Source organism: Alteromonas sp. ABH4_456 (assembly GCF_056160645.1).
The window spans coordinates 24,119-43,893 of sequence record NZ_JBSWXO010000017.1 but is presented as its reverse complement, the minus strand read 5'-3'; the positions used below and the strand labels follow the sequence as shown (position 1 = coordinate 43,893).

13 protein-coding genes are annotated in these 19,775 nt (G+C 50.1%); 7 read left to right on the top strand and 6 right to left on the bottom strand.

Annotation, left to right across the window (positions count from 1 at the left end; all coding sequences use genetic code 11):
- The first annotated feature begins 26 nt into the window (after positions 1-26).
- The 3 genes from ACXAG2_RS19215 (at position 27) to ACXAG2_RS19205 (ending at position 5,065) form a co-directional block, all read left to right on the top strand.
- The gene (locus ACXAG2_RS19215; protein ID WP_474869692.1) at positions 27-2,897 is read left to right on the top strand and encodes an EAL domain-containing protein; all 2,871 of its coding nucleotides are present in this window, start codon (positions 27-29) and stop codon (positions 2,895-2,897) included.
- Between the two features lie 109 nt (positions 2,898-3,006).
- Positions 3,007-3,621, top strand: coding sequence for a GTP cyclohydrolase II (gene ribA / locus ACXAG2_RS19210; protein WP_474848971.1), 615 nt, complete (start codon positions 3,007-3,009; stop codon positions 3,619-3,621).
- Positions 3,622-3,739: 118 nt separating this feature from the next.
- Positions 3,740-5,065, top strand: coding sequence for a DUF3300 domain-containing protein (locus tag ACXAG2_RS19205; RefSeq protein ID WP_474869689.1), 1,326 nt, complete (start codon positions 3,740-3,742; stop codon positions 5,063-5,065).
- 54 nt (positions 5,066-5,119) lie between these two features.
- Here ACXAG2_RS19205 and ACXAG2_RS19200 read toward each other — a convergent pair whose 3' ends face one another.
- Entirely contained in the window at positions 5,120-5,995 is an 876-nt protein-coding gene (locus tag ACXAG2_RS19200) for an ATP-grasp domain-containing protein (RefSeq protein WP_474843654.1), read from the bottom strand.
- Between the two features lie 20 nt (positions 5,996-6,015).
- The gene (locus ACXAG2_RS19195) at positions 6,016-6,534 is read right to left on the bottom strand and encodes a YceB family lipoprotein (RefSeq protein WP_474843656.1); all 519 of its coding nucleotides are present in this window, start codon (positions 6,532-6,534) and stop codon (positions 6,016-6,018) included.
- A gap of 76 nt (positions 6,535-6,610) precedes the next feature.
- Here ACXAG2_RS19195 and ACXAG2_RS19190 point away from each other — a divergent pair, with 76 nt between their 5' ends.
- The 3 genes from ACXAG2_RS19190 to ACXAG2_RS19180 all read left to right on the top strand — a co-directional run bounded on the left by ACXAG2_RS19190 (position 6,611) and on the right by ACXAG2_RS19180 (position 9,750).
- Positions 6,611-7,576, top strand: coding sequence for a zinc transporter ZntB (locus ACXAG2_RS19190; RefSeq protein WP_474869687.1), 966 nt, complete (start codon positions 6,611-6,613; stop codon positions 7,574-7,576).
- Between the two features lie 159 nt (positions 7,577-7,735).
- Positions 7,736-9,217: a methyl-accepting chemotaxis protein gene (locus ACXAG2_RS19185; RefSeq protein ID WP_474869685.1), complete on the top strand. Its 1,482-nt coding sequence runs from the start codon at positions 7,736-7,738 to the stop codon at positions 9,215-9,217.
- Positions 9,214-9,750, top strand: a complete 537-nt coding sequence (locus ACXAG2_RS19180; protein ID WP_474869683.1) for a DUF6436 domain-containing protein — start codon at positions 9,214-9,216, stop codon at positions 9,748-9,750. The genes ACXAG2_RS19185 and ACXAG2_RS19180 overlap by 4 nt, the downstream gene beginning before the upstream one ends.
- A 208-nt stretch (positions 9,751-9,958) precedes the next feature.
- Here the strand turns inward: ACXAG2_RS19180 and ACXAG2_RS19175 are convergent, their stop codons facing one another.
- Complete coding sequence (locus tag ACXAG2_RS19175; protein WP_474869681.1) at positions 9,959-10,900, bottom strand: histone deacetylase family protein; 942 nt, start codon at positions 10,898-10,900, stop codon at positions 9,959-9,961.
- Positions 10,897-12,738, bottom strand: a complete 1,842-nt coding sequence (locus tag ACXAG2_RS19170; protein ID WP_119503259.1) for a GNAT family N-acetyltransferase — start codon at positions 12,736-12,738, stop codon at positions 10,897-10,899. The genes ACXAG2_RS19175 and ACXAG2_RS19170 overlap by 4 nt, the downstream gene beginning before the upstream one ends.
- 262 nt (positions 12,739-13,000) lie before the next feature.
- On the opposite strand from ACXAG2_RS19170, the gene ACXAG2_RS19165 reads away from it, so the two are divergent.
- Entirely contained in the window at positions 13,001-15,373 is a 2,373-nt protein-coding gene (locus tag ACXAG2_RS19165; RefSeq protein ID WP_474869678.1) for a TonB-dependent receptor, read from the top strand.
- A gap of 88 nt (positions 15,374-15,461) precedes the next feature.
- Here the strand turns inward: ACXAG2_RS19165 and ACXAG2_RS19160 are convergent, their stop codons facing one another.
- Positions 15,462-18,572 carry an efflux RND transporter permease subunit gene (locus ACXAG2_RS19160; RefSeq protein WP_474869676.1) on the bottom strand — a complete coding sequence of 1,037 codons (3,111 nt, stop codon included), beginning with the start codon at positions 18,570-18,572 and terminating at the stop codon, positions 15,462-15,464.
- Positions 18,573-18,606: 34 nt separating this feature from the next.
- Positions 18,607-19,767 (bottom strand): efflux RND transporter periplasmic adaptor subunit, encoded by a 1,161-nt coding sequence (locus tag ACXAG2_RS19155; protein WP_474869674.1) that lies wholly within the window; start codon positions 19,765-19,767, stop codon positions 18,607-18,609.
- Between the last annotated feature and the right edge of the window lie 8 nt (positions 19,768-19,775).

Sequence of the window (19,775 nt, the reverse complement as noted above, 5' to 3'; positions counted from 1 at the left end):
TCAAAACAAGATGGTGCGAGCAGGGAATGAGACGTGCTGAGCGGGCGGGAGCCGGCAATTTTTTTGTCACAGTGTTACTGATAATAACCGGGCTGTTGTTCAGTCCGCTGTGCAGTATCGCCGCCGATAAACTTCTTTCCCGCGATTTTGTGTCAGTCAACCTGAATGCCGAAGTACCGGTTTATGTTGCCGGCGACAACCTCACTCCCTCAGAAGCTCTACAGAACCGCTCAAACCTGCCTGTCAGCGATTCATTGATGCCCCTTGAGGATGGCGAGGCGTTATGGCAGTTCATTGATGTCCATTCCGTTCTCGACCGTGCGTCGTCACTGGTAGTCAGTATTGAAAAGCCCGGCGTTGATGAGGCCGGTGTCTACACGCTGGACGCCCGTGGCAACCTGCTAAGCGCCACGATTTTAACCGCATCTGAACCGGCAGCAGAGTATTACCGGCAGGGCGCACTGGTTATTCCTGTAACCTTACAGGCCGGTGTCACTACCACACTAGCTGTCAGGTTGAAGGATCATGGCTTCCGCGCATTTCCGGTGTATTTATGGGACACCCAAAAGCTGGCGGAGCGGCAACAAAATAATTTACTTCTTTTCGGCCTTACCACAGGTTCACTGACCGTGCTGTTCGGCTATTTCCTGCTGACCTGGTTGTATAAACAAACCCGCAGCAGATTCTGGCTGTCAGCACTGGCCGCAAATTGCCTGTTAATTCTGGTCTGGGTGCAAGGGGAACTGGTTATTGCCAGCGGCCTGCAACAACACTTTGAAATTATATTCACTCTGCTGATGCTGATGGTGTGTTTTGTTCTTTTGAAGCTGACCCGCCACTTCTTCACCCGTGTGCCTCAGCGTGTCCATCTTCTGCAAAGTATCGCCCTTGGCGCACTGGCTATTGCCACACTGGCATTAGGTAATCCGTTCTTCACGTTCAGTACAGGCTGCTTTGCAATGCCTGTATTTACCACTCTGTTTGCCCTTGAAGCACTGATATATCGCGATCGCCGTATTCCGTCCCTCACCTTCATATACCTGCTGGCCTGGGGGCTGTTCATGGTGGCGTTTACCCATTGTTTTTCTAACATGGTAAACGGGATATCTTTTGACGATGTGTCACCGGTCCCGGAAATCCTTATCGTGGTGCTGTCGGTGATGGCACTGGGAATTGGTGCTGAAATACAAGAGCGCACGGTGAGTGATGATCAGCTCTCTACCCAGCGCCGCCGGATATCTGATCTCCAGCGCTTTTACGATCTGTTCCGCACTGCCGCAGAAGGGCTGTATACCTCTACCCTTGATGGCAAGCTCAAAACGGTCAACCCTGCTATGTGTGCCGTATTTGGCTATGACAGTGAAGGCGATATGCTCAAATCTGTCACCAACACAGCCACCTTCTATGCAGATGAAAATGACCGTAAGGCGCTGGTCGCCGAGTTGCTTGATAAAAATGTGATTCTGGGAAAAGAAATCCGCGGTACCCGGGCTGATGGCAGTGAGTTCTGGTTTTCACTCTCCTGTCAGTTAAAACGGGAAAGTGATGATATTTACCTTTACGGTTCGGTATTTGACATCACCAGCCGCAAAGAAATGGACTTAAGCCTGCAATACCTCGCCAGCCACGATTCCCTCACCGGCGCGATGAACCGCAGAGAATTTGAATTGCAACTGGCCAGCGCGATGCAGGCACGTACAGAAAACTCTCCGCCGGTTATCCTGCAATACCTCGACCTGGACAGATTTAAAACAGTGAACGATACCTGTGGTCATAAAGCAGGTGACAGACTCATTAAAGAAATTGCCAGCTTGCTGAAATCCACATTAGGCAACCGGGGTCTGCTGGCCAGGCTGGGAGGCGATGAATTTGCGGCTTTATACACAACCGAAACTGAAGAATCAGCATTCTTGTGTGGTAACAAGATGCTGAATGCGGTTCAGGCTTACCGGTTTGTCTGGGATAACCAGGTATTCAACCTGGGGGTCAGTATCGGTATGGTGAACAGCGATCAAATTGATGCCAGTGCGGAGCATCTGTTAAGTCTGGCAGATAATGCCTGCTATATGGCCAAGCGGAACGGCAGAAATTGCATACATCAGTTAAAAGGCAATGATGAAGCCCTGCAACGTTACACCGAAGAACTCGACTGGGTGAAGCGCATTCAGTCTGCCCTGCAATCCGGCGGCTTCGAACTTTATTACCAGCCGCTCATGCCTCTGCAAACGGAAGCCGGCGGTGATTACTTTGAAATTCTTGTGCGCATGAAGGGAGACCGGGGCCAGATATACGAACCGGCGGCATTCCTGCCAACAGCGGAAAGATACGACCTTTCTCCCCTCATTGACCAGTGGGTTGTTACCCATACGCTCAGCTGGCTGGGAGCCCATCCCGTTCAACTGGCTAACCTTGCCCAGTGCAATATTAATTTGTGCGGCACGGCACTGGCAGATGAAAATCTGAAACTGCAAATCCTGAAAGCCTTTGAGCAACACAATGTGCCTTACAGTAAAATTTGTTTTGAAATTACTGAAACGGCCACCATTGTGCAGATGGACAGAACATTAGAATTTATCCGCACTTTTAAACAGTTAGGCTGTAAATTTGCCCTTGATGATTTTGGTACCGGATTCTCGTCCTACGGCTATTTACGGGATTTGCCTGTTAATTGCGTGAAAATTGATGGCAGCTTTGTTCAGGACATGCATACCAGTCCGGTGAATAAGGTACTGGTGTCGTCTATCAATGATGTGGCCAAGGCCATTGGCATGTCGACAGTCGGCGAATACGTAGAAAGCGCGCTGGCGATGGAATCCCTGCGTGCCATTGGTGTGGATTTCGCTCAGGGTTTTGCAATTGCTCACCCCGCTCCGCTGGATAATTTTGTCAGGTTGTGATACTCAGTACTAATCCATAAACAATTGCTATAATGCTCAGGCGCTAATCTTGTAAAATAGCGCATCATCCCCACATTATCGTGGATGTAACAGCAGGCATAGAAGTGCAATGACCAGTAAGCAACCGAAGTACGAATATATCAGTTCCGCCAAACTCCCTACCCGTATGGGTGAATTCCGCATTCACGGCTTTGTTGAATTAAGCGGACAGGAACATGTGGCATTATCTTACGGCTCGTGGAAAGAAAGCGACACCGTGCCGATTCGTATTCATTCAGAATGCCTTACCGGTGATGCTTTATTCAGTACACGTTGCGATTGTGGCTTCCAACTGGAAAAGGCCATGCAAAATATTGTCGACCACGGTTTCGGTGTGATTCTGTATTTGCGCCAGGAAGGCCGGGGTATTGGCCTATTGAATAAAATCCGCGCTTACAACCTGCAGGACAGCGGCATGGATACCGTAGAAGCGAATGAGCATCTGGGTTTTGATGCAGATTTACGCAGCTACGATATCTGTAAACTCATGCTGGATACACTGAAAATCGGCAAAGTAGAGCTGATGACGAATAATCCCCGCAAACTGAAAGCGCTGGAAGACTTAGGCGTTGAAATTGTTGCCAGAAAGCCCATCGATCACGGCATGACAAAAGACAACAAACATTACCTGAAAACAAAAACCGAAAAGCTCGGCCACGTTTTCGACCCTCACATGTTCAAATAATTCTGACAAACCTGAACCACCCGTAACGGGTGGTTCAGGTTTGGTTAATGTATAACCGGCTATAACGTTTCATATACTGACTACATTCCGTGACATTTTGCGGAATAACGGAGTGACTATGAAACCTGTTACCTTTGCCGTTATCGCTTCTCTGGCTGCCGGAACCCTGGTACTGCCATCCACAGCATTCAGTGCTGAAACACAGCAGACACAGCAGCAGAATGCGACCTATACCGATGCTGAACTCGACAGTTTGCTGGCGCCGGTTGCCCTCTATCCGGACACCATTCTTACCCACATTCTCATTGCATCCACTTATCCTCTGGAAGTGGTGGCTGCTGACCGCTGGCGTCAGGCTCATGCAGAAATGGACAGTGAGGAAGTGGAAGACGCAATTGGAGATTTCAACTGGGATCCCAGCGTTAAAGCAATCGTACCTTTCAGCGACATACTGCATACTTTAAGCAATGATCTCGACTGGCTACAGGCCCTTGGCGACAATGTACTAATCAGTCAAAGCCGTGTACTGGCCAGAGTTCAGGTATTGCGTCAGCACGCACTGAATGCCGGCACATTGACAAACAATGAATATCAGCGCATTGAGCGTGACCGTGAAGTGATTGTTATTGAACCGGTACGTAAAGAAATTGTGTATGTTCCCTACTACGATACGCGGGTGGTTTACGGCAGTTGGTGGCATCCGGCCATCGCTCCTGTGTACTGGCACCATCCGGTTCACTACCATCAAACCGCGTCTTTCTACTGGAATCCCGGGATCCGGCTGTCTACCACCTTCTATTTCGGTGGTATCAGCTGGCACGACCGCCATGTGATTGTCACCCGCCGGCCGGTGAAGCGCTTTTACTATGGTAATGACATCAAGCGGTCTTACAGCCGCGATTATCAGCCATGGCAACATAGTGCGGAGCATCGCCGGGTGCGCTATTCAGACCGCGTCGTCAGCACGAAAAACACCCGTTACGTTAATGATGCGCGGCCTGTGAGGCATAAAGTGGACTACAACAGTTCTACCCGCAACGCGCCTGCAGTAGTAAGCCGCTCTGTTGTTAACAGACAGGAGCCGGTCAATCAGAAACATGTGAAACAGTATACCGGCAATGAAACAGTTAAGCGCAGTACTCCGGACAAACAATACCGTCAAATTGAGCCACGGGCCAAAGGCCCGGAGACTAACAACATTGTACGCCAGTCGCCGGACGTAAAGCGCTACACGCAGCCGGTACAGCAGGAACGTCAGGTTAAACAGTACAGGGCTCAGAACAGCTACGCCGCACAGGGAAATAGCAGAGACGCAGCCGTGAGCAGAAATCAGTATGCGGGGAAAAATAATGTCTCCCGCCAACAATCGGCTCCACGGCCGCAATATCATCAGCAAAGCCGGGAGAAAGTAAGTAACGGCGCGAGAATGCGGGACAAAGATTAACGCCGCGTTTTATTAATAAGGGCTCAGTCCGGCTGCAGCCCTTTTTTGTTTTCTTCAGCCTTCACCGTGACGGCTTACAAACACATCAACAAAACGGGCGGCGGAGGATTCATCGATATTAAAATAGAGCGATGGCTCAATGAGTTCCAGCTCCATAATTGCCCAGCCTGAATCAGTCCGGATGAGGTCGACTCTTGCATACAAATAGCTGTCAGGCATAGCATTGAGTGCTGCTTCACACACACTTAGCATGCCAGCATCAGGGGTAAAAGCGGATAACCTGCCACCGTGCTCTTCTTGCACCCTGAAGTCTCCTTCCTGAGGTTGCTTCAACAAAGTGTGACTGTACTGCCCGCCAAAGTAAAAGAGTGAGTACTCACCCTCGCCGGTAACACTTTGTAAAAAAGGCTGCACCATTAACTTACGGTTATGAAAAAGCTCACTCAGTTGAGCGGTGTAGTTTGCTGCATCACGACGATGAATGCGAAACGTATCGTCAGCATTAGCGCTCAGCGCCGGTTTGATCACCAGCTCGTCTGTTTCGAATACTTCAAATTGCTTAACAAACCAGTCTGCCGAAAAAGAGTCTGCCCAACTTGTAGGCACTACCGGTACGCCCTGACTTTCCAGCGACTGCAGATACGTTTTTTCAATGTTCCACTTCATGAGAGACAAGGGGTTGTGAAGCGTGGCCTGTGAAGCTTCAATGCGCTCAAGGCACGCCATAAATCCATCAGGATCCTGCTGATAATCCCAGGGACTTCGCACAATCACATGGCTAAATCTGTTCCAGTCCACGGATCCATCCCGCCAGGCAACGGTTTCAACATCGTAGCCATGTGCGTTGAAATGAGGGATAAGCATTTCATCGTAAACGAAGAAATCTTCAAGGGCCGACGTATCCATTGAAAGAAAAGCAATCACAGACATAACTACTCCGTCCGGACAGATTAAAATTCGATAACCAACTGACCACTTTCCACACGCATATCCCGTGGCAAACGGTTACCCAGTATAGACAGGTTCAGATCTTTAAAATTCACCAGCAGGATCACCGGTGCAGACTGCCCTTTAAGCTGTTCAGCCCAGCGCAGGATGTCCTTCTCATTTTCCAGTGTGCTGCTCAGCACGTTAAAATCATCCAGTTTGGGGCGGATGATCTGCAACTCGCCTTTACTGCCGTCATAAAACAGTTCACCACTTAATCTGGCTGCCGCTTCCATCTTCTGACCGCCCTGCGTACCCAGCAAATTCACTTCTACAGCCACGTTATTATCAGCTTGCAGAAACAATGACGGGTCGCTGATAACAACCTTCATATCCTGGTAATACTGCGTTTGCGGAAAGGTCATCCGCACAACCTGATTCAGGTCCTGCTGAGACAAACGAAACGTAAATGCCTGTGCCTGCGTAACAAAAAACATCATTGCTACAGTTAACGCAAAGGTGAAACGGGTTAGATTACGCATAAGACCTCGTGGTAAATTTAGCTCGCGCTACTTTAACACAGACACAAAAATTAACGCAGCACAGGGAACCCATATTATGACGGGTACAGCATTTTTAACCGCCTATATTATTTCAGCAGACGGCCACGCCCGGGCGCTTGAGCAAAACGAACTGACAAAACCCTGCCAGCCTGATGAATACAAATGGGTACACGTACAAAGTGATGCACCGGACTCAGCGACTATTCTGGCAGATTTATCAGTAACCAGTGCCATCAGTGATGCGCTGTGCGCACCTGAAACCCGCCCGAGGGCTATGCAGCTGGATCATGGCGTACTGATATACCTCAGGGGAATCAATAAAAACCCCGATGCTGACCCGGAAGATATGGTGTCGTTACGGATCTGGTGTGAGAAAAACCTTATCATCACTGCCCGCCGGAAAGACCGCCGCCTGCTATCGGTGCAAAATCTTCAGGACGATGTGACATCTGGCAATGCGCCTTCTTCCCCGTCAGATTTACTTCTCGACCTTGTGATGCGTATCGCTGATCGCATTCACGACGCCGTTGACGAAATTGATGAAGCACTGATCACTTTTGAAGAGGATATTTCACTGAACAAACAGGACCGTCAAAGTCTCGCAGACCTGCGCCGGCAGGCAGCGACAATCCGGCGCTTTCTGGCACCGCAGCGGGACGCGCTGGACACCCTGTTCCGTTTCTCGGGATTTCTGGAGGAAGACCAGGCATTCTTTTTACGGGAACAAACTGACCGCATAGCCCGCTATGTCGAAGACCTGGACTTAGCCCGCGAACGGGCTGTTGTTCTGCAAGACGAGTTGAGAAACCGGATTGCTGACCAGCAAGGAATGCGAATGTATGTACTGTCCATGGTCACCGCCATCTTCCTGCCACTGTCTTTTCTTACCGGCGTATTCGGCATGAATGTAGCCGGACTGCCGGGGACAGAATCTCCGGGCGCGTTTACCCTATTGATGAGTGCAATGGGCGGACTGGCCGTGGTTATGCTGATTGCGATGCTGTGGAAGCGGTGGCTGTAATACAAACAATATAAGCGACAATTGCGCCTGATTAGACAAAAGTGCCATGGAGCAGTACACATATGCGTACTATGCTATGCGTTAATTTGATCTGGCGCACATCGTTGACAGAAAGTTAACCTATACTCAGTGCGTAGATAGTTACATTGAGGACGCCCCATGCAATATCCCTGGATTATTGACGGTCACAGAATCTTTCGCATTATATTGCCAGTACAGTTTGCGCTTGCTGTTGCAATCGGCTTGTATACCGGCGAACTGTTACCCGCCTTTATCTTCGGCTTACCTATTGTTGCACTGCCGCTGTTTTTCAGTTTTACCCAACCGGGCTCTCTGCTAAGCAGGGCGACAATCGCCATCGCCGTGCAGTTGATGACAGCACTGCACATTAACCAGACCTTTGGCCTCATTGAGTGGCACTTCGAAATATTCGTTCTTCTGGCCATCCTTGTCGTATTCCGCGACTGGCTGGTAATTGGCATTTCTACCGCCGTTGTTGCGGTTCATCACATCGGCTTCTTCGTTCTGCAAACTCAGGGAGCGGGTGTTTTCATCTTTGAAGAAGGGCATATAACTTTCTTCATTCTGGTTTTACATGCCCTGTTCGCTATTGCTGAATGTGTGGCGCTTATGTATGTTGCCAAACGTTCCCACGACGAAGGCGTCAATGCGTTTGCCCTCAGTAACACCGTGTCTCAGGTACTCGCACAACGGGACCGCATTGACCTGACTATTAAAATCCCGCAGGACAACAAAGGCATCAGTCAGTTTGCTGATTTGCTCATGCAAATTAAGTCTCTGGTAGCCAACGCCCGCCAGTTGACAGACAAAGTGGCATCGTCCAGTGAAGTGATTAAGTCAGCTACGGTAGAACTGAGCCGTACAAGTGCCGAAAGTGCCAATGAGGTCAGCAGCGTTTCATCCGCTTCTGAAGAAATTGCAGTGTCGATGCAGCTAACGACAGAAAGAACCCAGCTTGCCAACGATAAAACCAGTCAGGCTTCCTCACTCACCGGCGATTCAAAGCAAGCCATAGATGCAACGGCAAGCTCCATCGCTTCACTTAAGAGTGTGCTGACTCAGGCAGCAAAAACCAATGCCGAACTCAATGAGCGGTGCAGTAACATTTCAGATGCCATGCGCTCTATCACCGCGGTAGCCGAGCAAACAAACCTGCTGGCCCTGAACGCGGCAATCGAGTCCGCCCGTGCCGGCGAACATGGTCGCGGCTTCGCTGTGGTAGCAGACGAAGTTCGCACGCTGGCAATCCGCTCGAAAGAAAGTGCGGATGAAATCACCACCATTACCGAACAGTTAGTTGCCAGCACCGCCAGCTCCGTGGAGCAGATGCAGACCTGTATTACTCTGGTAGACAAGGCCGTAGAAGATTCCTCCAACGCCAGCTCAGCCATGTCTGAAATTGAAGGACAAATTACGTCGGCCTCTGAGCACATGACTGAAGTGGCAAGTTCTGCCGTTGAACAGGAAGCCGCTTCCCAGTCTATTGCGGAAAGTACGGCGAAAATGCACGAACTGTCTCAGGAAGAAGCCGCCACAGCAGCGCAACTTGAGCAACAGGTAGTACAACTTTCTTCACTGTGCAGGGACATGCAGGCAGCCATACAGAAATTCAGCGTATGATGAAGGGCAAAGCCAGCTGGCTGTTGATGATTGTCTGGCTTTGCGTACTAATGACCGGACTGTGGGTATATGGCGGTAATCAGACAGTCCCTTTTGATCCCGACCTTACCCTCACATCCGCTTCGCAGGACAAAGACTTCGATACACGTTTTGTTTCTGAAATGGCAGAGGCAGGCATCACTCCGGGCACCATCGTCCATTTTGAAGCAGACACGCCCTGCTTCTGCAATTCCCTGAGCCGGCAGCATCAGAAAGAGCTGACAAACCTGCTGCAGGATAGTGGCTACGATTTTAAAACACTTAACATCAACGAATACTCATCCCTCGATACTGAAATCCCCAGCTTTCCAGCCGTTGCTGTCATCGACAGTAAAAACCAGCTCCGGTATCTGGGTGCTTATGCAACAGGACTCGGCTGCTATACCGGCGATGATCTTGTCACCACTATCGCCGCAGAAGTACAAAAACCGGATTTCAACGGCGCCATGCTGAACATAGCCGGCGAAGGCTGCTATTGCGCAGTCAGAAGCTGACGGCGGAAAGGTTCGCAGAGCGGGGAGCAAAGTAATCCGCAAAACTCGCTGTAAATCCATCCCTGGAAGCTCGGCAGCCGCATCCATGCGGCTGACGGTTTTGCGGATTACTTTGCTCCCTGCGGCTCTTTACGAACACCTGCCGTAGTAAGTTTTGCAGGCAACATCTCGCCCCGCACGCGAAAACGACCACAGATGCTAATCAGAATCACGCGCCGCCGGTTTCGTTGGCGTCGCCTTGTAATCCTTTGATGTGAGCGACGACGGAGCGGGCCAGAGCGCTGTGGTTGTAACCACCTTCCAGAGTGCTCACGATTCTGCCGTGGCAGCAGGCATCAGAGACTTTTCGCAGTTCTGCGGAGATCCACTTGTAATCGTCTTCCCGCAAGCGTAAATGCGCCATGTGGTCTTCTGCATGGGCATCGAACCCTGCAGAAATCAGGATCAGCTCGGGTTTATAGTTCTTCAGTGCATCGAACCAGTAAGACACTTTTTCCCGGAACGCTTCACCCGTAGCTCCCGCGTCCAGTGGTACACCGAGAATGTTGCTGGCAGAAACCGGTGCGCCGCTATGGGGATAGAACGGGTGCTGGAACGATGAGCACATCATAATGCGCTCATCACCGGCAATAATATTCTCCGTGCCGTTACCGTGGTGTACGTCAAAATCCACAATGGCTACCCGGCTTAAATCATATTGTTTCAATGCGTAACGGGCGGCGACAGCAATGTTGTTAAACAGGCAGAACCCCATGGCCGAGGCGTATTCTGCATGGTGACCCGGCGGGCGCACGGCACAAAATGCCTGCCGGTCCTCTCCGTCCATTACCCAGTCTACTGCGTCTATGCCTGCACCGGCAGCATACAGCGCAGCGCTCAGTGTGATGGGGGTCATACCGGTATCATCTTCCACCCATACCAGACCCGTTTTCGGCGAGCGTTTGAAGATACTGTCGACATAGTACGGGTCATGAGCTAAGACCAGGTGTTCCTTTTTGCAAGGTTTGGCATCGGCATGCTGGCAGGTCATTTCCAGGCCTGACGCCAGTAACTGATCGTCGATGGCATACAAGCGGTCCGGGGATTCCGGATGGTCATGCCCCACATCATGATGCAGGCAATCCTTGCCGCGAAATATCCTCACTGTCACGCTTCATCCTCCAGTTTCAATTCCAGTTCAACATCGCTGGGATCACTGGAAAACAGGCGCTTAAAATTAGCATTCTCGAAAATCGCAATCATCGGCTTATTTTCAGCCCGCACATAGGCCAGCATGCGGCGCATCTTTCTGGCTTTGGCGATATCAATCAGGCGGGACAACAGCAACTTGGCCATGCCCTTCCCTTGCTGATTTTCACGGGTAACAAATGCTGCTTCGCAGGAATTATCTTCAGGATTAAAGTAGAACCGGCCCACCGCGTGAATCGTGATCCGCGAACCTTCCTGACGCACAATACACAAGGCCGCATCAGTGCGCTGATCCACACTCACCAGATTACAGGATTTCTCCCGTGACATTTGTTTAGGGTCATAGTTGTAACGCAGGCGCAGCGTCTCTTTCGTATGGGAATAGAAAAACTCCTGAAGACGGCGTTCATCTGCCGGATTCAGCGGCCGCAGATAATAGGTCTCCCCCTGAATCACCAGTTTTTGTAACTGAATTGCGCCCAGTTCAGGAATATCCGTCGGGTACTTTTCCTGATAATGGGGCACCCAGTAATTCTTGCGGACCTCTTCCAGTAACTGCCCCCTGAATTTCGGGTGCGCCACACGGATAAGCTCCATGGCCCGTTCGCGGATACTCTTGCCCCGCAAAGACGCCACGCCGTATTCAGTTACCACGTAGTGTACATTTCCGCGGCTGGTCACCACGCCCGCCCCTTCTGTGATACAGGGCTTTATACGGGATACCGTTTCGTTTTTTGCCGTAGAAGGTAAAGCAATGATGGGCTTACCGCCTTTACTCATAGATGCGCCGCTGACAAAATCCACCTGCCCGCCAATGCCGCTGTAAAAATCGTAACCAATGGAATCAGCCACCACCTGTCCGGTGAGATCCACTTCAAGAGCACTGTTTATGGCTACCATTTTGTCGTTTTTGGCGATGTTGGTAGGCTTATTCACATAACTGCTGGGGTAAAACTCAATATGCGGGTTGTTATCAATGAAGTCATATAGTTTGCGGGTACCGATAGCAAAACTGGTCACCACTTTGCCAGGGTGAAAAGTCTTCTTCCGGTTGGAAATCGCACCGGACTCAATCACTTCAATAATACTGTCTGTGAGCATTTCACTGTGAATGCCCAGGTCTTTATGGTGCAGCAGGTATTTTAATGTGGCGCTGGGAATTTTACCGATGCCGAATTGCAGGGTTGAGCCGTCTTCCACCAGCATCGCCACATATTGCCCAATCCTTTCAGTAATACTGTCTATGGGTGGCGGGGCTACCTCAACCAGCTCCTGGTCCGCCTGAATACATGCTGTAATTTCGCTGATATGAATATAGGAATGTCCTGATGTGCGGGGAACAGACTCATTGATTTGCGCAATCACGATATCGCAATGCCGGACTGCCGACATGCATATATCTACCGATGCACCTAACGAGCAGTAACCGTGCTCATCCGGCGGACTCACGTTGACCAGCACCGCATCCAGTTGCAGTGTGCCGTCAGTAAACAGACTGGATATTTCAGATAAGAACACGGGCGTGTAGTCGGCCCTTCCTTCATCTACAGCACGGCGCACTTCTTCGCCGCCAATAAAAAAAGTGTTTACTTTAAACAGTTGCCGGTGTTGCTCCTTTGCCCAGCGCGTGTCGCCCAACGCCAGCATGTGCACCATTTCAATGTCACTGAAGCCTGTACTGTGATCGATAAGATCCTGAATGAGAGCATAAGGTACAGAGGCATTACCGCCTACAAATACACGACAGCCCGATTTGATGAGTTGGTTCCATACCGGTTTTGGAGGTAAAACCACAGCCATGTCAGCATTCTCCGCATCAATACGTTTTACAGCATGACCGGCATCTTGCCATATTCTGCTCTGAAGGTATTGATCGGAATTAATTTTTAAGACTAAAAGCGGACACGGAACAGGAACACAATAAGCCCCCTCAGCTCCTGCTCACAAATAGAAATCTTGACCGGGGTTATAATAGTGATACTCTGCCACCGCCAATAATGAAAATCATTATCATTTACAGTTAACACAAATAAACAATACACAAACGCAGGACGCAAATTTCATGAGAAAAAACAAACTGGCTTTGGCTATACAAAACAGTCTTTTTACCGCTCTGGTGACGACAAGCTCTGCTTATGCACAGCAGGACAATATACAAAGCCTGCCTGAAGAGGACACGCAGCGGATTGAAAAAATCATGGTAACGGGTAACAAAATTGCCCGTTCGCTGCAAGAAACAACCACCAGCGTAGCGGTGCTCACTGCGGATCAACTGGAAAAAAAGAATATTAATACTTTTGTTGACTCACTTACCGAAACAGCAAACGCTTTTGCCTTGCCCGGTGGCAAATTCAGCATTAGAGGAATAGATGGATTCAACGTATCGGGTTCAGGCACCAGCTTCCTGGCAAGTGTGTATGTTGACGGTGCGCCATTACCTCAACGTATGATCCAGGGTGGCGCGTTTTCAACTTGGGATGCCAGACAGGTTGAAATTTTACGGGGTCCTCAATCGACATTGCAAGGACGAAACGCGCTGGCGGGTGCCGTTATACTCACTTCTAACGAAGCTACTTTTGATTGGCAAGGCCAGTACAGAGTTCAGGCCGGTGAGCTGGGAGAGCGTGAACTGGGCTTTGCTGTGGGTGGAGGGCTGGTAGATGATTGGCTGGCTTTTCGGGTGAGTGCCGAAACCAAGGATATCGACGGGCATATTTACAACTCCACACGCCATGAATACGCGGATTACCGGGACGATGACACCTATCGTGCAAAAATCCTTTTGGCACCAGACTCCGTGCCAGAGTTCTACGCTCAACTGACGTATACACATACCAGGAGTTTACGCGGTTCAGAACCGCTACAAATAGCTGAAGGGGAAAACCCGTTTAATAACAAAACCGTACAATACAATGATCTTCGGGAGCAATTTAGTAACGGTGATTTAGTTTCACTTGAAGTCAATTATGACATAGATGATTTCCTCACCTTTTCCTCCTTCACAACCTGGTCAGACACGGATTCCGGGTTCACATGGGATAGCGATTACATTGGTGATACCGGCACGGATTTCCCTGATGATACAGGTGGCTTGCTGCTCCTCGAACACCTTTCAAACACGTTGACTCAAGAATTAAGAGTAACCTTTGACTACGATGACTTTAGCGGTGTCGCAGGCCTGTTTTATTATGATTACCAACAAGATAGTAAAAATGAAGGCCTGTCTTCTTACGCGTTAAGCCGGTTGGGTTTAACCAGTACATATCTCCAATACGCATACGGGCTGGATACTTCCATTGCAGATCTGGTAATAGCTGAATATGCCGGTTTTGACCCTGCCCAGGTATCGCAGGTATCCATTATCAATATAGAAACTGAAAGTTACGCCGCTTTTGCAGATGCGGTTTGGCACATTAATGATAAATGGGATATTTATGGCGGCTTTCGCTGGGATCACGAACAGCAGTACTTTAACAGCGAAGGTATTTATACTATTTCCAACGTAGATAAACTTCCTTCCGGGGATCAATACGCTGGAACACCCTATGCCGGGGTAACACAGATCATCGCAGGACTAAACGCTTATTTAATGTCAGTAGCTGACGCTGCATCGCAGCCGTCCACACCCGGTGACGCCAGCTTTAGTGACTTATTACCAAAATTAGGAGTGAGCTACCGCTGGAGTGACGATATTGTTACTAGCTTTACCGTACAGGAAGGTTATCGTTCTGGCGGCGTGTCGGTAAATTCTGGCCAATCCTACGTATACGATTACGACTCAGAATCAACCGTCAACTATGAATTCTCATTCCGTTCTGCCTGGCTAAACGATCATTTAACCCTGAATGCAAATGTCTTTTATATTGACTGGACAGATCAACAAGTCTCAGTACAACTGTCTAACAATACTTATGACAGAGAAACGCAAAACGCGGGTTCATCAGAAGTAAAAGGATTTGAAGTTGAGTTAAACTACATGATTAATAATGAGTGGAATGTCTACACTTCAACAGGCCACTCTAAAACCAGGTTCATTGACTTTATTGTCGAAGTCCCCACTGAAAATGAAATAATTGTCTATGATCTTTCCGGACGTCGCTTTGCCGATTCGCCAGAATGGACAGCTAATGCCGGTGTAACATACAACGCCGATAGCGGATGGTATGCGAATGCCAATATCAACTACGCAGACAATGCGCCAACATCAGTCAACCCCTACACATCCAGCTATAATGAAGGTGAATATGGCTTTGATATGTACAATGACGGAAGAACACTCATCAACGCTAAACTGGGTTACCGGTGGGACGATTTTGGTCTTTATATCATTGGTAAAAACCTGACTAATGAAGAGTATATAACGTCGGCATCGGTGCGTAGTCCGATTCTGGGTTACCCGCGCCAGTTTAGTGTGTCCTTGCGCGGTTCGTTCTGACATAGCAAGTACAACTCTTGAACTGTCTCTGCAATTAAAAACGCCGCCCTGCAAACTGCAGGGCGGCGTCGTTCAGAAGTACTATGGATTACTCTTCTTCAGTGGCTTTCTTTGCGCCAAACCACTTCACGACCATTACATAGAACATAGGTACGAAGAAGATAGCCAGGAAGGTTGCCGCGAACATCCCCCCCATTACAGCGATACCGATAGCGTTCTGGCTTTCAGAGCCCGCGCCGGAGGAAATAGCCAGCGGCGTTACACCCAGAATGAAGGCCATGGACGTCATCAGGATAGGACGGAAACGTTGCCTGGCAGCAGTCGATACCGCTTCCATCAAGTCAATACCGTGCTCGTACTGTTCCTTAGCGAATTCCACAATCAGAATGGCGTTTTTCGCTGCCAGACCTACTGTGGTTAAGAACGCTACCTGCAGGTAAACGTCGTTCGGCAAACCGAATAACCACGCGGCGACTACCGAACCTAAAATACCTAACGGTACCACCAGCATGACGGCGAATGGTACAGACCAGCTTTCATACAGTGCAGCCAAACACAGGAATACTACCAGAATAGACAATGCATAAAGCATAGGCGCCTGCGAACCGGCGGCCTGTTCTTCATAAGACAAGCCGGACCATTCCAGACCGAAGCCCGGTGGTAACTGCTTCACCAGTTCCTGTGCCACGGCCATTGCTTCACCAGACGATACGCCCGGTGCAGGACTACCCTGAATATTCACAGCAGAGACACCGTTAAAACGTTCCAGTTTAGGTGAGCCGTAATTCCACTCTACTGTAGAGAACGCACTGAACGCTACCATGTCACCATCGCTGTTGCGCACGAACCATTTTTCCAGATCTTCAGGATCCATACGGTAAGCGGCATCAGCCTGCATATACACTCGCTTGATACGTCCGGCGTCAATGAAGTCATTCACGTAAGTAGAACCCCAGGCGATGCTGAGCGTGCTGTTAATATCGCTGAGAGATAAGCCAAGTGCAGACGCTTTTTCACTGTCGATGTTAATCTTGAACTGAGGCACATCGCTCAGGCCATTCGGACGTACACCCACCAGTTTCGGATTCTGAGCGGCCATACCCAGGAACTGATTACGGGCATTCATCAGGGCTTCGTGGCCGTTACCGGCGCGATCTACCAGTTGGAAATCAAAGCCTGTTGCATTACCCAGTTCACGGATTGGTGGCGGTAAAATCGGGAATGCCATGGCATCTTCGATTTGTCCCAGAGCACCGTAGGCCTGATTAATAACAGTAAACGCACTGCTGGACTCGTCCCGCTTCTCCCAGTCGACCAGGTGAGCAAAGGCCATTCCTGAGTTCTGCGCAGCACCGGTGAAACTGAAGCCGACAATGGTAAACATGTCTTTCACCACATCGCCTTTGTTATCCAGGAAGAAATCTTCCACCGTCTTCATCGATTCCAGCGTACGGCCAGCTGTTGCGCCCGGAGGAGCATTAACCAGAACCATTACCCGTCCCTGATCTTCATCCGGTAAGAACGAGCCTGCCAGCTGACCGAAAATAAACGCCATGCCACCAACCAGCACTACGTAAATCAGCAGAAAGCGCTTGATTTTACCCGCCATACCCACAGCCGCGCGCTCGTAGCCGTCACGACCTTTGTTGAAGTTACGGTTAAACCAGCCGAAGAAGCCCGTTTCACGCTTGTTCATCACATCTTTTTTGCGCAGCAGTACGGCACATAAAGACGGGGACAAGATAATTGCCACCAGTACGGAGAAGGTCATGGCTGCAACAATGGTGATTGAGAACTGACGATAAATCGAACCGGCAGAGCCGCTGAAGAAAGCCATAGGAATGAACACGGTAGAGAGCACCACAGCAATACCCACCAGCGCGCTGGTGATCTGCCCCATGGATTTACGGGTTGCTTCCCTGGCAGAAAGCCCCTCTTCTTCCATGATACGTTCAACGTTCTCTACCACAACGATGGCATCATCCACCAGCAGACCGATAGCCAGGACCATAGCAAACATGGTCAGTACGTTAATGCTATAGCCGAAGGCAAACAGAACCGCGAATGTTCCCATCAGTACAACAGGTACGGCAATAGTGGGTACCAGTGTCGCCCGCCAGTTTTGCAGGAACAGCAGCATCACGAAGAATACCAGTACAATGGCTTCCAGCAGGGTTTTAACCACTGATTCAATTGACAGTTTGATGAACGGCGAACTGTCGACAGGATACACCACCTCAACACCGTCAGGCAGGTTCACCGCCATTTCTTCAACTTTGGCTTTTACCCGTTCAATGGTGTCCAGTGCGTTCGCACCGGTCGCCAGAGATACCGCCATACCGGACGCCGGCTGACGGTTATAACGGGCAATGTAGCTGTAGTTTTCAGAGCCCAGTTCAACCCGTGCCACGTCTTTCACGCGCACCTGTGAACCGTCGGTGTTAACCCGCAATACAATATTTTCGAAATCTTCCACGGTACGCAGGATAGACTGCGCCGTGATAGTGGCATTGATTTGCTGACCTTCAATGGCCGGCAGACCACCAAGTTGTCCGGCAGATATGTCTGTATTCTGAGTTTGTACAGCGCCCTGAACATCCACAGGCGTCATGTTGTAGCTGTACAGTTTGTCAGGGTCCAGCCAGATACGCATAGAACGCTGGGCACCGAATACACGGGTTGTACCCACGCCGTTCACACGGGAAATGGGATCCTGATATTCTGATACCAGCAGGTCACTCAAATCGAACTGGGACAAGCGCCCGTCTTTAGAGTAGAAACCGATAACCACAGCAAACGTATCGTTTGATTTAGTCACGGTTACGCCCTGCTGCTGCACCTGTGTAGGTAACAGGGAGACGGAGCTTTGTACCTTGTTCTGAGTCTGAACCTGCGCAGTGTCCGGGTCAGTGCCAGGCTCGAAGGTCAGGGTAATCGTCATCCGGGTATTTTCACTGCTTGATACGAAATAACGCAGATTGTCGATACCCGACAGACTTTGCTCAATGATTTGGGTGACGGTATTTTCGATAGTTTCCGCAGAGGCGCCGGGATAAGACGCACTGATGGTTACCGAGGGAGGGGCAACCTTGGGATACTGTTCGATGGGAAGACCTTGTATAGACAAGAGGCCGGCCATGATTGTGATCAGAGCCAGCACCCATGCAAACACAGGGCGATCAATAAAAAAACGTGCCATAAAGAATGTGTTCCTGCCTGAAAATTAGTCGCGCTTACTGTCCGTTTTTCGCCTGAGCGTTACCGGCCTGCCAGGGTTTAGCATTCACCTGCATACCCGGCTGCACTTTCTGATAACCGGTCACAATGACTCTGTCACCAGCCTGCACGCCACCTTTCACCATGTACTGATCCTGCCATGCACCTGATACAGTGATCTGGCGGGGCTCAACTTTGTCCGACGCATTCACCGTCATGACCACCATCGAACCGTCTGGCTGACGGGTGGTCGCACGTTGCGGTACCAGCAACTCATCGGTGTTAGACAGCACCACGGTGGCTTTCACGAAAAGACCCGGCATCAACAGTGAATCAGGGTTAGGCAGTTCTGCACGCAGTGCAACTGCACCGGTTGTTTCATCTACCGTCACTTCAGAGAATTTCAGTTCTCCCTGATGTTCATACGCTTCACCTGTGGTTTCATCCAGAATCAGCTTCACCGGCAGAGTGCCACTTTGCTGCATCGCTTTACGCAGTGTCAGAACACCTTTGCCGCTTTGCTGCATATCAACATAAACCGGATTCAACTGGGTAATGGTAGCCAGTTGTTGTTCCTGATTGGCTGTTACCAGCGAACCGACGGTGACATAACTGCGGCTGATCTGACCGCTGATAGGGGCGTACACTTTGGTGTAGTCTAAATCCACTTTGGCTAAATCTACCGCGGCCTGGGCGACACTGATTTGCGCTTCTGCCTGCTCGGCTTCAGCCAGTGCATCATCGTACTCCTGACGGCTGACGGCGTTGCGGCTGAGCAAATCTTTATAACGGGCTGAACGTGCTTCCAGCGTTTTCAAACTCGCCTGCGCACTTTTCAGATCAGCTTTCGCACTGGCCAGTTGCGCAGCGAAACGGGCATCATCGATTTGGTAAAGTTGCTGGCCTTTTTCCACCAGCGCACCTTCTTCAAACAAACGTTCGGTCAGCACACCTTCTACCTGCGGACGCACCTGCGACTGGCGCATCGGGCTCACACGTCCGGGCAGTGTAACCGTGTGCTCTACCTGCTGACTGGCAATTGTCACTACAGACACAGAAGGTGCGGGTTGCTGACCACCCTGGCCCGCCTGTGCGGCCTGTTGCCCGTTTTGGTCAGAACAGCCACCGGCAACGGCCAGCGCTATCGCTGTGACGGCAGTTAAAAGCAGTTTTTTCATAACAATAA

Excerpts from the sequence above, each read along its gene's own strand:
- ACXAG2_RS19185 (WP_474869685.1), top strand. The coding sequence starts at position 7,736 with ATGCAATATCCCTGGATTATTGACGGTCACAGAATCTTTCGCATTATA.
- ribA (WP_474848971.1), top strand. The coding sequence starts at position 3,007 with ATGACCAGTAAGCAACCGAAGTACGAATATATCAGTTCCGCCAAACTC.
- ACXAG2_RS19195 (WP_474843656.1), bottom strand. The coding sequence starts at position 6,534 with ATGCGTAATCTAACCCGTTTCACCTTTGCGTTAACTGTAGCAATGATG.
- ACXAG2_RS19155 (WP_474869674.1), bottom strand. The coding sequence starts at position 19,767 with ATGAAAAAACTGCTTTTAACTGCCGTCACAGCGATAGCGCTGGCCGTT.
- ACXAG2_RS19205 (WP_474869689.1), top strand. The coding sequence starts at position 3,740 with ATGAAACCTGTTACCTTTGCCGTTATCGCTTCTCTGGCTGCCGGAACC.
- ACXAG2_RS19180 (WP_474869683.1), top strand. The coding sequence starts at position 9,214 with ATGATGAAGGGCAAAGCCAGCTGGCTGTTGATGATTGTCTGGCTTTGC.
- ACXAG2_RS19165 (WP_474869678.1), top strand. The coding sequence starts at position 13,001 with ATGAGAAAAAACAAACTGGCTTTGGCTATACAAAACAGTCTTTTTACC.
- ACXAG2_RS19170 (WP_119503259.1), bottom strand. The coding sequence starts at position 12,738 with ATGGCTGTGGTTTTACCTCCAAAACCGGTATGGAACCAACTCATCAAA.
- ACXAG2_RS19190 (WP_474869687.1), top strand. The coding sequence starts at position 6,611 with ATGACGGGTACAGCATTTTTAACCGCCTATATTATTTCAGCAGACGGC.
- ACXAG2_RS19200 (WP_474843654.1), bottom strand. The coding sequence starts at position 5,995 with ATGTCTGTGATTGCTTTTCTTTCAATGGATACGTCGGCCCTTGAAGAT.
- ACXAG2_RS19215 (WP_474869692.1), top strand. The coding sequence starts at position 27 with ATGAGACGTGCTGAGCGGGCGGGAGCCGGCAATTTTTTTGTCACAGTG.
- ACXAG2_RS19160 (WP_474869676.1), bottom strand. The coding sequence starts at position 18,572 with ATGGCACGTTTTTTTATTGATCGCCCTGTGTTTGCATGGGTGCTGGCT.